Consider the following 14,771-nt stretch of genomic DNA (forward strand, 5'->3'; position numbering starts at 1 on the left):
TTTCCACAGCGGGCCATAGTGCCCTACCCCTTCACGCACACCACCTGGCGCAACGTATGCACGATCTCGACCAGATCGCGCTGGGCCTCCATCACCGCCTCGATCGGCTTGTAGGCCGCCGGCGACTCGTCCACCACGTCCGCATCCTTGCGGCATTCCACGTGCGCGGTGGCCTTGACGTGGTCATCCACCGTGATCAGCTTGCGCGCCTGGGTACGGCTCATCACGCGGCCGGCCCCGTGGCTGCAGCTGTTGAAGCTGTCTTCGTTGCCGAGACCACGCACGATGAAGCTCTTGGCCCCCATGCTGCCCGGGATGATGCCCAGCTCGCCCTTGCGCGCACTCACCGCGCCCTTGCGGGTCAGCATCACTTCCTGGCCGAAGTGCACCTCGCGGCTCACGTAGTTGTGGTGACAGTTCACCGCCTCGGCCTGCGCCTCGAACGGCTTGCTGATCACCGTGCGCACCGCAGCTACGACGTTGCGCATCATCACCTCGCGGTTCATGCGGGCGAAACGCTGCGCCCAGTCCACCGCGAACACGTAGTCGCCGTAGTGCTGGCTGCCTTCGGGCAGGTAGGCCAGGTCCTGGTCGGGCAGGTTGATCATCCAGCGACGCATTTCCTGCTTGGCCAGCTCGATGAAGTAGGTGCCGATGGCATTGCCCACGCCACGCGAGCCGGAGTGCAGCATGAACCACACGCGCTGGTCCTGGTCCAGGCAGACCTCGACGAAGTGGTTGCCGGTCCCCAACGTTCCCAGGTGCTTGAGGTTGTTGGTGTTCTTCAGCTTCGGGTGGCGCTCGCAGATCACCGCGAAGTCATCCACCAGCTGCGCCCAACCCTCCACCGCCAGCTCCGGCGGCGTGTCCCAGCTGCCCTTGTCGCGGCCGCCGCGGGTCACCGTGCGGCCATGCGGCACGGCGCGCTCGATCGCGCTGCGCACCGCCGACAGGTTGTCCGGCAGGTCGTTGGCGGTCAACGTGGTACGCACGGCGATCATGCCGCAGCCGATGTCCACGCCCACCGCGGCAGGAATGATCGCACCGATGGTCGGCACCACCGAACCCACGGTGGCGCCCTTGCCCAGGTGCACGTCGGGCATCACGGCAATCCACTTGTGGATGAAGGGCAGCTTGGCGATGTTCTGCAGCTGCGCACGCGCCTGGTCTTCCAGCGGCACGCCGCGGGTCCACAGCTTGATCGGTGCAGCGCCCGGCTGCTGGATCACGTCGTAATTGATGGTGGTCATGCTGATGTTTCCTTTCATCCAAAGCAAAAACAGAAAAGTGCGGTGACAGGAGGGTGGCTCGGCCCGGCTGGCCCCATTGCCAGCCGGGCGTTCCCTGGCGACGTCCGTGTCGCGATGCAACGTCATGTTCTGATGGGCCGGAACCGCCCCGTCGTGTCTTGCTGGATATAAAGCAATGGGCGTGCCAACTTTTTCGAGTTCATATCAAGTCATTGATATAAATGAAATTACGCACATATTTCGCCGAATGCACAGGCGCCAGCGCGCCAAAATGTATATAGTTTTTGCGCATCATTTATAGGAATGGCTATGGAAAGGCGACAGGTGGTGTTCGGCATGCTCGGTACCCAGCTCGACGCGGGCGAAGGCCCGGGCCGCTGGCAGAAATGGCGCCCGACGGTGTCGCTGGGCATGCACGAGGATTTCCTGCCCGATCGGCTGGAACTGCTGTTGGACGAGCGCCGCTTCAGCAAGCTGGCGCGCGTGGTCAGCGAGGATCTGGCCCAGACGGCGCCGGGTATCACCGTGCAGCGGCATGACACCTACCTGGCCGATCCGTGGGAATTCGAAGGCGTCTACGCCACCCTGCACGACTTCCTGGCCAGCTATCCGTTCGTTCCGGAGGAAGAGGATTACTACATCCACATCACCACCGGCACCCACGTCGCGCAGATCTGCTGGTTCCTGCTGGCCGAGAGCCGGCACTTCCCCGGACGCCTGCTGCAGACCTCGCCGCCGCGCAAGCAGGACGGCGCCGCCGGCACCTACGCGATCATCGACCTGGACCTGTCGCGCTACGACCACATCGCCCAGCGCTTCGCCCAGCAGCAGTTGCAGGATCGCGACCTGCTCAAGGGCGGCATCGCGACCCGCAACGCCGCCTTCAACCGCATGATCGAGCAGATCGAAACGGTGGCCACGCGCTCGCGTGCGCCGATGCTGTTGATGGGGCCGACCGGTGCCGGCAAGAGCCAGCTGGCCAAGCGCGTATTCGAACTGAAGAAGCTCAAGCACCAGTTGCCCGGCCGCTTCGTGGAGGTGAACTGCGCGACGCTGCGCGGGGACGGTGCGATGAGCACGCTGTTCGGCCACACCAGGGGTGCCTATACCGGCGCCTCCAGCGACCGCGCCGGGCTGCTGCGCTCGGCCGACAAGGGCCTGCTGTTCCTGGACGAGATCGGCGAACTGGGCCAGGACGAACAGGCCATGTTGCTGCGTGCGCTGGAAGAGAAGCGCTTCCTGCCGGTGGGCAGCGACCGCGAAGTGGACAGCGACTTCCAGCTGATTGCCGGCACCAACCGCGATCTGCAGCAGGCCGTGCGCGAGGGGCGCTTCCGCGAGGACCTGCTGGCCCGGCTCAACCTGTGGACCTATCCCCTGCCCGGACTGGCCGAGCGCCGCGAGGACATCGAGCCGAACCTGGTGTTCGAGCTGGAGCGCTGGTCGCGCGAGCAGCACCAGCAGGTGCGCTTCAACGTGGAGGCACGCACCCGCTACCTGGCCTTCGCCACCAGCGCCGAGGCGACGTGGCGCGGCAACTTCCGCGATCTCGGCGCCTCGATCATGCGCATGGCGACGCTGGCCACGGCCGGGCGCATCCAGACCGAAGGCGTGGAGGAGGAGATCTTCCGGTTGCGCGCGCAATGGCACGAGGGTGACGCGCCTTCGGTGCTGCTCCCGTTGCTCGGCGACGCCGCGCTGGCGCAGCTGGACCGCTTCGACCGGATCCAGCTGGAGGATGTGGTGCAGGTCTGCACCCGCTCGGCCTCACTGTCCGCCGCGGGCCGCGAACTGTTCGCGGTCTCGCGCGAGCAGCGTGCCAGCACCAACGATGCCGACCGCCTGCGCAAGTACCTGGCCAAGTTCGGGCTGGACTGGGCGCAGGTGCGCGGGGATCAGGCGATGCGCACCACGCGCGCGCCCTGACACAGCGGATAGCTGGCCAGCAGGTCGGCGATGCGCTCATGCAGGGTGTCGAAGGACGCGCCATAGAGGTACAGCGCGGTCTCGGTCGGACCCTGCCACCAGCTGCAGATCTCACCGTGGCCTTCAATGCGCTCCACGATCTGTTCGAACACGTAGTTGGAATCGCACTGCTCGTACACCTCGTCGGGCAGGTCCACGCCGTTGAGGTACAAGCCCAGGCCCTCGGTGACACCGAACGGCTGGTCCGGCGCACCCTCGCGCTGGATCTGCGACCCCTTCGGCGCGCCCAGCTGTTCCAGCAGTTCGATCACGCCGGGCAGCGAGGCCGGATCCTTCAGCGCGATCTCGATATCGCCGTAGTCCACTTCGCCCTCTTCGGTCATCGCCGTGCCGCCGCCGGTGAGCTGGCCCAGCTCGGCGCTTTCCAGCAGCGCATCGAGCGGATCCTCGAACAGTTCGTGGCGGTGTTCCGGCTGCAGCCGGGCATTCAACTTCACGGTGATGTGCAGCGGCGAATCGGTCATGGGGGCGATCTACGCAATGGAGGTCGCACCCATTGTAGAGCCGAGCCATGCTCGGCTGCTTCCAATGGTCCGGCCGGAACACCGCAGGGCGCAGCCGCGGCATAATGGACGGCACAAGGACATCATTCCAACAGGGGGAATCATGAAGTCGATCGTCGCTGCTGCCATGCTGCTGCTCCTCGCCGCGTGCGGAGCCCGTACGGAGATCGTGCGGGTGAACGTTCCGGACGTGCGGGTGAATCCCGAGCAGGGCTCGATCGTGGTTGTCGCACCCGTGCGCGACAACCGACCGGCCGAATTCCTGTCCCAGATTCCTGCGTCAGAGCGTGCGACCAACATCGGCGGTGAGATTCGCCACGGCAATGGAATCATAGTGGCCCTCGAATCGGATACCACCGCCGGGAAGGCCCGCGAGATCATGGTCCAGGCGTTGCGCAATATGGGCTACCGCACCGCAGAACGCTGCGAAACGCAGTGTCTGCAGGTGGACGCCTCGATGAACGAGTTTGCGGTCAGGATGCCCTTCAACTTCTGGCGTGCGGCGGGTTGGGCCCAGCAGATGGTGGCCGACGTCGCTGTCGAGGTCACCGTGCGCGAAGGTGACCAGTCCAGGACCTTCACGGCAAAAGGTCATGGCACAAACGTCTTCCAGGTGGTCTCGCGTGAGAACTGGGAGATCGCACTTGAGCGCGCCGTTCGCGATTTCACCAGCAACTTCAAGCAGGGCATGTCCGCGCAAGAGACCGCCACGCGTGTGGACGCACCGTCACAGGCAGTGAACTGACCTTTCAGGGCCAGCATGCGCGACGGCATCAGCGCAGAAGCGGCACCACCTTGCGTTCAAGCAGCGCCACCAACGCCGGCTGCATGAAGGCGTAATCGTCCGGGATATCCAGGCAGACGATACGCTTGCCGTCCAGCCATGGCCGGAACCGGCTGGACAATCGACTGCGGTGCTCGCGCTCCATCACGAAGATCAGATCAGCCCACTGCAGCAGCTCCGGGCTGACCGGCACATCGGCATCGGGCTTGAGGCCCGCCGAGGCCGTTTCGATGCCCGGCCAATCCGCAAATACCTGCTCGGCGGTCGGGCTGCGCAGGCGGTTCTGGCTGCAGATGAACAGGATATGGCGCGTCATCCGTGGCGCACCATCCTCAGAGCACCGTGAGGTTGGCGTAGGCCATCACCAGCCACTTGCTGCCGGCGTCGGCGAACTCCACCTGCACACGTGCGTGTGCGCCGCTGCCTTCGTAGTCGGTGACCATGCCTTCGCCGAAGCGCGCATGGGTAACCATCGCGCCAAGCTTGAGCGGCGGTGCTTCCAGCGCGGCATGGCCCATCACCCGGTTGGCGCCGAGCGAGGCGGTGCGCGAGACCTGCACCTTGGGGCGGACCTCGTTGAGCAGCTCACGCGGGATTTCGCGCAGGAAGCGCGAGGGCACGTTGTAGTTCTCCTGGCCGTGGATGCGCCGCGATTCGGCGTAGCTGAGCACCAGCTTCTGCCGCGCGCGGGTAATGCCCACGTAAGCCAGGCGGCGCTCTTCTTCCAGCCGGCTGCTGTCTTCCAGCGAGCGTGCGCTCGGGAACAGGCCATCTTCCATGCCGGCCAGGAACACCAGCGGGAACTCCAGGCCCTTGGCCGAGTGCAGCGTCATCAGCTGCACGCCTTCCTCGCCGGCCTGGGCCTGGCCTTCGCCGGCCTCCAGCGAGGCGTAGGACAGGAAGGCGACCAGCTCGCTCATGGTCTCGCCGGTCTCTTCGATGTCGTCTTCGCGGCGCACGAAACGCGAGGCCACCGAGATCAGTTCGTCGAGATTGTCCGCGCGCGATTCGGAATCCAGCGCGTTGCGGCTTTCCTTGGACCAGTGCTCGCGCAGGCCCGAGCGCAGCAACACATGGTCGATGCGTTCGGCCAGGGTCATCTCGCCGGCTTCGGCATGCAGCTGGTTGACCAGGGTCAGGAACCCGGCCAGCGCATTGCGCGCGCGCGCGGCCAGTTCATTGCCCTGGGTGGTCAGCATGGTGGCCTCCCACAGCGAGATGGCCTGGTTGCGTGCCAGCCGGCGCACCTCGTCCAGGGTGCGGTCGCCAATGCCGCGGGTGGGCGTGTTGACCGCACGCTCGAACGCGGCGTCGTCATTGCGGTTGGTCATCAGCCGCAGGTAGGCCAGCGCGTCCTTGATTTCGGCACGTTCGAAGAAGCGCACGCCGCCATACACGCGGTACGGCACCTGCTCGGAAATCAGCGCTTCTTCAAATGCGCGCGACTGCGCGTTGCTGCGGTAGAGCACGGCGGCATCGCCGTAGCTGCCGCCGTCGCGTACCCACTGGCGTGCCCGCTCGACCACGTAACGCGCCTCGTCCATCTCGTTGTAGGCCGCATACAGGTCGATGGCTTCACCATCGCCGCTGTCGGTCCACAACTCCTTGCCGATGCGGTCCGGGTTGTGTGCGATCACCGCGTTGGCCGCGCCGAGAATGTTGGCGGTGGAGCGGTAGTTCTGCTCCAGGCGCACGGTCTGCGCGCCGGGGAAATCCTTCAGGAAGCGCTGCACGTTCTCCACTTTCGCGCCGCGCCAGCCGTAGATGGCCTGGTCATCGTCGCCGACCACGAACACATGGCCACTGTCACCAGCCAACACGCGCACGAAGGCGTACTGGATGGCGTTGGTATCCTGGAATTCGTCGACCAGGATTTCGCGGAAACGCGAGCGGTAGTGCGCCAGCAGCGCCGGGTTGTCGCGCAGCAGTTCATGCGCGCGCAGCAGCAGCTCGGCGAAGTCGACCAGACCGGCGCGGTCGCAGCGTTCCTGGTAGGCGATGTAGCACTGGCGCATGGTTTCCAGCCAGGCATCGTGCGGCTCGGGCTGGATGTGCTGCGGGCGGCGGCCTTCGTCTTTCTGTTCGTTGATCCACCAGGCAATCTGCTTCGGCGGGAACTTGCCGTCATCGATCTCCAGCTGCTGCACCACACGTTTGACCAGGCGCAGCTGGTCGTCCGAGTCGAGCACCTGGAAGCTGTCGGGCAGCTTGGCGTCCTGGAAATGCAGGCGCAGCAGGCGGTGGGCCAGGCCGTGGAAAGTGCCGATCCACATGCCGCGGCTGCCGTGCTGCAGCTGCAGGTCGATGCGGTGGCGCATCTCGCCGGCGGCCTTGTTGGTGAAGGTCACCGCAAAAATGCCATGGGTCGGCACGCCGCAGACTTCGTTGAGCCAGGCGATGCGGTGAATCAGTACGCGGGTCTTGCCGGAACCGGCACCGGCAAGCACCAGATGGTGGCCGGGCGGGGCGGACACAGCTTCGCGCTGGGCGGGGTTGAGCCCGTCGAGCAAGTGGGAGACATCCATGCCCCCATTTTACGCCCTTGCCGTCCGCTGCGGGCCGTCCACCGCAATGCCCGATGGCGGCCTTTCAGGGTTTGCGCCCGGCACGCTCATCGTCAAGCCGCGCGTCCAGATTCGCGTGCCCGCTCTGGGCATAGCGCCGGCACGCGGCAGGATCCACCAGCGGCGTGCCCGGCGCGCCCTGCAGCCGGGCGAACAGCGCACTGCCCAGCGGATGCGGGGTGATCTGGATATCGCAGGGCAGCGCGGCCAGCGTGTCCAGGCCGCGGCGGAAGGCGGCCACCATCGCCGGATGGTCCAGGTAGCGGTACTGCGCATCCGAGAGCGCACTGACGCTGTCGGTATAGGCGATGTCGTGGCAGCGCGCGCCCTCGCAGGAACGCCAGGTCCAGCTGGTCCCGCCCGGAGTGTGGCCCGGGGTGGCGTGTGCGGTCAGCGCCAGCGGGCCCACGCGCACGGTGGCGTCGTCGCCGATGGCCGTGACCTTTGCTACCGGCGGGAATCCGGCCTCCAGCTCAAGCTGCTGCGGGTCGTCGCGGTCGCTCCTGCCGCTGCGCAGGGTGGCGATGCTGGGCGTGCGCGCCAGCACGGTGGCGCCGGTGACGCCCTGCAGGTAGGCCAGGCCAGCGGCGTGGTCGTGGTGCGCATGCGAGTTCAGCAGGTACTTCACGTCCTTCGGGTCGAAACCGAGCGCGCGGATGTTGGCTTCGATCAACGGGCCGGCCGCGGCGCTGGCGCCGTCGATCAGGATATGGCCCTGCTCGGAGGTCACCAGCACGGCCGTCAGCCCGCAGGTGCCCACATACCAGGTATTGCCGTAGATCCGCCGGGGCGGCGCGCGGTCGTCCCAGCCGTCCATCACGGTGGCGTTGGCCGGACAGGCGGGAACGGACTCCGCCGCCGTGCGTGCTGGCGGCGCCGCAGCGGGCGTTGCGGGCACAGAGCCGTGCGTCGCAGGCTGGCAGGCGCCCAGCAGCAGGGCGGCGGCAAGGGCGCTGAGCGCGCGGTGGGGCGAGGACGACATCGGCATCTCCTTGGGGAAACCCGAGCATAGAAGCTGCCCGATGGCCCGACCAACGCGAAGAACTTGCCGGAGGTATGAGGAGAATTTGCCACGCATGGCGTGGCACTACCGGGGTGGGGTGGCTGCCTGCTGGGCTTGGACGCGCAGCTCGGGAATGGCCAGGCTTTCCCACAGCGTGCCGATGCGCAGGCTGCCCACGACATGGATGGCCGGCTGCGGCTGGCCGTTCGCGTCGATCAGTTGGCCTTCCTCGGCCGTGGTGTCCACGCCCAGGCCATGCGGGCCCGGGCGTGCATGGCCCTGCGCGAGCAGGTGCTGCACCAACGGATTGCGCATCGCGTCGGCACGGGTTTCCACGCCCGTGGCATTGATCACCGCCGTCACATGCAGCGGCGGCAGCGCACGATCCCGGTGGTGGGCATGGATCTGCAGCATGCCGCCCTGGACCAGCAGCGTGTCCAGCCGTGCACGGTGGCGCTGCAGCTGGCCGCTGCGCTCCAGCGCGCTCACCTGGGCGTGTACCGACTCGGCGATGCGGTGCCGGTGCACGTCCCAGTAGCGCGCACCGTGGCGCAGGAAACGACGCTGGTCGGCCGCATCCAGGCTGCGCCACAGCGCCTGCCCCATCGGCCGGATGCGGTCCATCACCGCCTGCCACGGAATGCCCTGCGCCGCTGCATCGCGCGCGTGCGCGCGCAGCGCATGCAGGCGCTGGCGCAGCGACATCGCCAGCAGCGGTTGCGGGTCGAATTCGGCCACCGCACCATGCGCGTGCGGCAACGGCAGCAGCGCATGCCGCGACAGCACGTGGATACGTCCGCGGTGACCGGCCTGGACCAGCGCAAGCGCACTGTCGGCCATGCTCAGGCCCGCGCCGATGATGGCCACATCGTGCTCACCCGCGAGCACGCGCACGCCGTCGTAGTCCCAGGCTTCCACGGCCTGCGCCGGTGACAGCGCCTCGGCGCCGGGCACCGGCAGCGGCCGCATGCTGTTGCCACAGGCCAGTACCACGCGCTGCGCCGACCAGGCCGTGCCATCGTCGAGCTGCAGCTGTACGCCTGCGGCCTCCGGGTGCAGCGCGAGCACCGGCTGCGCGACCACCTCCAGGGTGGCGGCACTTTCCGCGGCAGCCTGCTGCAGGCGTGCGCGCAGGTAGGCGGCATAGTGGTGGCGCGGCACATACTCGGCGGCCAGCGCCTCGGGTGACAGCGCCGGGAAGGCCTGCACATCGATCAGGTAGGCCAGGAAATCCGCCGGCTGCGCGGGCAGTGCGCTCATCTTGCCGGCCGGCACGTTGAGCAGGTGCTCCGGCCACGGGGTGGCGTAGGCGATGCCTTCGGCCAGGGCCGAGGCCGGCTCGAACAGCACCACGCGCAACGGGCCCGTCGCTGCATGCAGCGCGTTCAGCGCGACCAGGACGCCGGCAGCACCGCCGCCGATGATGGCCAGGTCGTGCTGGCGGGGAGGTGCGGTAACAGTCATGCCGTGATTGTAGGCGATGCCGGCGACAGTCCCGTTGCGGCGGTGGCCACAGGTTCAGACCGCTGCGGTTTCACATCAGCGCATCGGCCAGCCGCGCGATGCCTTCGCGGCTGCGTCGCCAGGTCGCACGCTGGCGCCAGCTGGCCAGCTCGAGCTGGCGCGATTGTCCGAGGTAGTCGTTCTCGATCTGCAGCAACTGCGCCACGATGCCGGTGTCATAGCAGAGCATGCCGATCTCGGCGTTGAGCGCGAACGAGCGGATATCCAGGTTGATCGAACCGACCAGCGCGATGTCCTCATCCACGGTCAGGTGCTTGGCATGCAGGAAGCTGGGCTGGTACAGCGCGATGCGCACACCGCTGCGCAGCAGTTCGTCGTAGTAGGCCTCCTGCGCCCACGCGGTGAGCCGCTGGTTGCTGCTGGCCGACAGGATCAACTGCACCTGCACGCCGGACAGCGCGGCGATGCGCAGTGCGCTGAGCGTGGCTTCATCGGGAACGAAATACGGCGTGACCAGCACGATCCGCCGCCGCGCCAGGTGGATCAGTGCGTTGACCGCGTCGCGCGCGTTGCTGAACGGATACGCCGGGCCGCTGGGCAGCAGCTGGGTGGCGACATCGGCCGAGCACACCGGCACGGCCGTCATCACCTCCAGGCGCTGGCCGGTTTCCATGTACCAGTCGCTGGCGAACACGGCCTCCAGGTGCGCCACGGCCGGGCCGCGCACGCGCGCGACCAGCTCCTTGTTCGGGGACCCGGGCACGAACTGCGGCTGGGCCAGGTTCTGCGAGCCGATGTAACCGACCCGGTTGTCGATCACCGCGATCTTGCGGTGGTTGCGCAGGTCCATGCGCCCACTGCGGCGCCAGCGCAGGCCGCCGGGCAGCATCGCTCGTACATCCACGCCCAACGCCTGCAGCCGGTGCCGGTAGTGGCGCAGGCCACGCTTGGCGCCCACCGCATCCAGCAGCAGGCGGCAGTGCACCCCGCGCGCGGCGGCGCGCTGCAGCGCCTGCACGATCGCCTCGCCCACCGCGTCGTCGAACATCAGGTAGTACAGCAGGTGGACGCGGTCACGGGCCTGGTCGATATCGGCGATCAACGCCTGCAGCGAGGCGTCGTAATCATTGAGCAGTTCGACCGCGTTGCCGTGGATCGGCATGAAGTCGCCCTGGCGTTCGATCAGCGGCACGATCTCGGCGGTGGCGGTGTCCGCCACCGGGGTCCAGCGCAACGGCGGCTGCAGTGCCTGTTCCTCGCGGATCACCTGGGAGGCCTCGGCCTGGCGCTGCACGCGCTGGCGCGACAGCCACGGGTGGCCGAACAGCAGGTACAGCGGCAACCCCAGCAATGGCACGAAACCGACCAGCAGCAGCCAGCTGCGCGCAGCCCCGGGCGTGGTGCGGGTGGGAATCCAGAACAGCGCGGCCAGCCGGATCAGCCAGTCCAGCATCAGCAACCATGAGCCCAGCAGCCACTCGAACAGCATCGTGTCGCCCGTCGGGGATGTCGCAGGCATTCTGCCACGGGCGGTGCGCCCAACAAAAAACCCGCCTCTCGGCGGGTTTTTCGCGGGAATCAAACAATCCGGTGACGGATTACTTGATCTTGCCTTCCTTGTACAGGACGTGCTTGCGCACGACCGGATCGTACTTCAGGAATTCCATCTTCCCGGGGGTGTTCTTCTTGTTCTTGTCCGTCGTGTAGAAGTGGCCAGTGTTGGCCGTCGAAATCAGACGGATCTTGTCGCGCTTGCCTGCCATGATCGTTTACTCCTCAGACCTTTTCGCCGCGCGCACGCAGCTCAGCCAGAACGGAATCGATACCGTTCTTGTCGATGGTGCGCAGGGCATGCGCGGAAACACGAAGCTTGACCCAGCGGTTCTCGCTGGCAACCCAGAAGCGGCGCTCGTGCAGGTTGGGCAGGAAACGACGGCGGGTCTTGTTGTTGGCGTGCGAGACGTTGTTACCCGTCTGCACTCGCTTGCCGGAAACTTGGCATACGCGGGACATTGCGCACCTCGATGAAAGTAATTGTCAGCCCATAGCCCGGGCGACGGCGGCCTCGACGGTTTCCCGCCACACATCATGAGAATCAAAGGGTTACGCTGACGAGGGCGAGCCGGATGACGTGTTCCCGGCCACCGATCCAGAGGTTTTCTGGACACAGCGAGCCGCGCATTATGCCTATATCTTCTGAACATAGCAACCCCGACCGATCGCGGTCGCAGTCTACTTCCATTGCTATTCAGTGTACTGATCTGGGGCCGAGGTTGCCTCTTCTCCGGTCGGGTCGATAGGATCCACCCGGTCCAAGACCTCCCAGACCTCCAAGAGATTGGACTGGTACGTAGCCGAGTAATTGGCAGTAACAACCTTGCGATTGAGCTTCTCAAGACCGGCAGTTCTGTATTCATGGCCATGAACGCGCCAGAAGTCCCTAAATGCCAAGGGATCCAGCCCCTGCTCCAAGGACTGTCTCGTGGGAGTAGGTCCTGCGTCATCAAAGTAGTCCCGCGAAAAGTTCGCCAAGCAGTAGTCGGCAAATGCCAACCTGTTCGCTTCAATCTTTGGCGAAAAACAATGATCGAATAGATACTCGTTCATGGCCCGAGAAATTCCTTTGCTATCGTCGGTACCAATCTCGTCAAAATATCCGCACCCGACCCCACTCCCCGTTGGAGCCGAGGTATTCGTCAACTGGTAGGCAATGAATCCCTTCCCGAATTTGTCTGTTACCACCACCTCATCCGTGGCTAAGTCAACCGCCATGTCATCTGCCATAGACTCCATGAAGTTCAGCCCCTGATCCACGTATCTTGCCTTGAAGATGCCGAACGCTATCTGCGAAAGCTGGCGGACGCCATCTACCACAACACGATTGTGGATTGACGCAACACGATTTCTCAGTTGACCAGGAACCAATGCAAGATGAATATTTCGGAGCTGATTTCCTCGATCTGCACAACAAAGTAATCGGAACAACATCATGTCATGTATGCCAGATATGCCGCGCACAGGTGATGCAAGGGCTCTAAACACCCCCTCGCCTCCATCCACACCAAGGATTAAATTCCTAATTTGCTCGGTTCGCGTGGCCTCCTCGGCCTCTCCTTGAACGATCTCGCCAAATGTGGAATTTATGATAATCGCGAGCGAGTAAACCACCGATGATCTCGGAGAAGGGCCAGAGATCGCTCTGGAATCGTAGGATGGCAGCATTCGAACAATGGTAGCAATCGCCTCAACGAGCTTTGCTTGATCAAAACTCTTAGCAGAGGCGGCGAGCGAACCCCAGAACTTTACATGGGCCCCATCATTCCCCTTCAACAATGAATCGACCAGCACCTCCGAGAGTGCAGCGCCAGACCGAACTCTTGTGAGTAGCCCTTCGTAAAGCGCCTCTGTTTGCAATGGATCCGGAACAACTGATCGTACGATAAGCCGAAGATACGCAGACAAATTTCGGCGACCGGAGGAGTTGAAGCACGCAAGCGTGTTTATCTGTTCTCTACTTGGCCTTTGATTGACAAGATCGCGCGCACCCACTTCAAATAGCTGGGCGACAAGATATCGCTGCTCAGGCGCAATTCGATCCTGATATGCGCTCAATTCTTGGTGGTTTTCATAGCCCACTACTCCAGGGCTCGTTACCGGGCGCAGGGAGAACATGCCCTCCCTGTTTTCACCCTCACTGGCATATATATCTCGAAATACCCCCGGGCAAGTAAGGTAGAGAAGCAGGAGATGCACCAGATCTCGACGATCAAAGTCGGTTTGATGGAGCTCAACGATCTCCATCTCCATCAAAAGCATGGCATTGATAAGCCGTTTGATCTTCCTGATGTTTCCCATCATGCCGACATATTTACCCCCAGAACTTCCTTCCAAGATACCTGCAAGTTCGGAGAGGATGGATTGCAGCCCAAAGACTCTAGCAGACTGTCGGGATTGACCTTGCGGAAGAGATGTCCTCCACCCTTCTCTAAGAAACCCACCCAACGCTTCGAGATCAACAAAAAGAGATATCTTCGCGTTGACAAATTTTTCCAAGTACTCGCGCGTCTCTTCATTTCCCGAGCGGGATACGAGGCGCTCTGTATCATATACGAGCACATACGTTACATTCCGCGCAGACATTGATCGCCTAATCATGAAGAGAACACGCTTCACCGTCTCATGATCAATTCTGTCCAAGTCATCGACCACCACAATCACCCGTTTCCCAACCCTTTCAAGAGACCTACTGACATCCAAAACAATCTCATCGATTGTGCTTCCGTCGGGATCAACCGATAGCTTTAAACCTGGAACTGAGACCGACGGGTCCGCTTTAAAAATACGTGCGTATCTAGATGCCAATGGACGAAGCTCGGGAGCAAAGAATCTGGAGCGAAGTTCACCTGACAGCTCTTGGATAAACGATCTGACCAGATCCTTATCCGCCGGATGCTTTAGCGGCTCGAAACGGAAGACAATAATTCCTTCATTCAAATCCCATGTTCGCTGCGCGAAGTTCACGAACGTGCTTTTTCCAATCCCCCACGGTCCATCGATACCAAATACGATCGCACCTCTGGCGCTCTCTGTTGCAACGATTGACGCGAACTTGTCGGCTAGAACACGACTATTCAAAAGATCGAGGTCAGCGTCTTCGATCTCTTCATCTGACAGAAACGCGAATCCATCCTGCGCCTCCGGAACTCGCGTGGCTCTTTCCTCTTTTAGCAGCGATGCTCCCATCGACACACTTAGAATCGCCAACACGAGTGAGGTCAGTGCGTGGTCAACACGAAGGAGGCGCCCCTCGAGACCAAGGTATGGAACGATATAAAAAGTCATTCCTGCCCCAATCGCCATAGCAAAGAACAGATCCACGCGATCTGCCTTCACAATAGTTCGAACGTACTTCAACGGATTCCGTTCCATCACGTAGGTCACTGTGATGAGCGCTAGAGATAGCACCAACATGGTTGCGAGGACTGGACTATCCTCGTAATAGCCGAGCCAGAGGCTGCTGCCAAGAACAAAAGAAGATTGAGCTACTAGTTGAAATAGTGCTCCAGCAAGCACCATCTTTGCTGTGACCTCGAAATCCATCATCCTTGAGGATCTAGTTCGCAAGCTCATTTACATTGCTTTGTAAGAGGTAAGATGTGTGAACTATGACAATTGAAGGGATTGCCTTCAACAGCAACTCTCTTGGTGGCTAGGAAA

At 63.4% G+C, this 14,771-nt stretch carries 12 protein-coding genes; 2 read left to right on the forward strand and 10 right to left on the reverse strand.

Annotated features, from left to right (window positions below; all coding sequences use genetic code 11):
• Positions 1–23 precede the first annotated feature (23 nt).
• Positions 24–1,250, reverse strand: coding sequence for an RtcB family protein (locus AC3IPM_RS18995; RefSeq protein WP_489301791.1), 1,227 nt, complete (start codon positions 1,248–1,250; stop codon positions 24–26).
• Between the two features lie 309 nt (positions 1,251–1,559).
• Between AC3IPM_RS18995 and rtcR the strand changes: the two genes are divergently transcribed.
• Positions 1,560–3,176, forward strand: coding sequence for an RNA repair transcriptional activator RtcR (rtcR, locus tag AC3IPM_RS19000; protein WP_489301792.1), 1,617 nt, complete (start codon positions 1,560–1,562; stop codon positions 3,174–3,176).
• On the opposite strand, the gene AC3IPM_RS19005 is transcribed toward rtcR, so the two are convergent.
• Positions 3,146–3,700, reverse strand: a complete 555-nt coding sequence (locus AC3IPM_RS19005; RefSeq protein WP_489301793.1) for a hypothetical protein — start codon at positions 3,698–3,700, stop codon at positions 3,146–3,148. The genes rtcR and AC3IPM_RS19005 overlap by 31 nt on opposite strands.
• Before the next feature lie 142 nt (positions 3,701–3,842).
• On the opposite strand from AC3IPM_RS19005, the gene AC3IPM_RS19010 reads away from it, so the two are divergent.
• On the forward strand, positions 3,843–4,484 hold the full coding sequence (locus AC3IPM_RS19010) for a hypothetical protein (protein WP_489301794.1): 642 nt from the start codon (positions 3,843–3,845) through the stop codon (positions 4,482–4,484).
• 28 nt (positions 4,485–4,512) lie between these two features.
• On the opposite strand, the gene AC3IPM_RS19015 is transcribed toward AC3IPM_RS19010, so the two are convergent.
• The 8 genes from AC3IPM_RS19015 to AC3IPM_RS19050 form a co-directional block, all read right to left on the reverse strand.
• A complete protein-coding gene (locus AC3IPM_RS19015; protein WP_489301795.1) occupies positions 4,513–4,839 on the reverse strand; it encodes a low molecular weight protein tyrosine phosphatase family protein in 327 nt (108 codons plus the stop codon).
• 16 nt (positions 4,840–4,855) lie between these two features.
• On the reverse strand, positions 4,856–7,048 hold the full coding sequence (gene uvrD, locus AC3IPM_RS19020) for a DNA helicase II (protein WP_489301796.1): 2,193 nt from the start codon (positions 7,046–7,048) through the stop codon (positions 4,856–4,858).
• 64 nt (positions 7,049–7,112) lie between these two features.
• Entirely contained in the window at positions 7,113–8,069 is a 957-nt protein-coding gene (gene bla, locus AC3IPM_RS19025; RefSeq protein WP_489301797.1) for a subclass B3 metallo-beta-lactamase, read from the reverse strand.
• Positions 8,070–8,174: 105 nt separating this feature from the next.
• The gene (locus tag AC3IPM_RS19030; RefSeq protein WP_489304218.1) at positions 8,175–9,572 is read right to left on the reverse strand and encodes an FAD/NAD(P)-binding protein; all 1,398 of its coding nucleotides are present in this window, start codon (positions 9,570–9,572) and stop codon (positions 8,175–8,177) included.
• 52 nt (positions 9,573–9,624) lie between these two features.
• Positions 9,625–11,043 (reverse strand): cardiolipin synthase, encoded by a 1,419-nt coding sequence (cls, locus tag AC3IPM_RS19035; protein WP_489304220.1) that lies wholly within the window; start codon positions 11,041–11,043, stop codon positions 9,625–9,627.
• A 109-nt stretch (positions 11,044–11,152) separates the two neighbouring features.
• Positions 11,153–11,320, reverse strand: a complete 168-nt coding sequence (gene rpmG / locus AC3IPM_RS19040) for a 50S ribosomal protein L33 (RefSeq protein ID WP_172407465.1) — start codon at positions 11,318–11,320, stop codon at positions 11,153–11,155.
• A 10-nt stretch (positions 11,321–11,330) separates the two neighbouring features.
• A complete protein-coding gene (gene rpmB, locus AC3IPM_RS19045) occupies positions 11,331–11,567 on the reverse strand; it encodes a 50S ribosomal protein L28 (protein ID WP_005411638.1) in 237 nt (78 codons plus the stop codon).
• Between the two features lie 231 nt (positions 11,568–11,798).
• The gene (locus tag AC3IPM_RS19050; RefSeq protein ID WP_489301798.1) at positions 11,799–14,684 is read right to left on the reverse strand and encodes a P-loop NTPase fold protein; all 2,886 of its coding nucleotides are present in this window, start codon (positions 14,682–14,684) and stop codon (positions 11,799–11,801) included.
• Positions 14,685–14,771 lie beyond the last annotated feature (87 nt).

Source organism: Stenotrophomonas sp. GL_111, assembly GCF_057835245.1.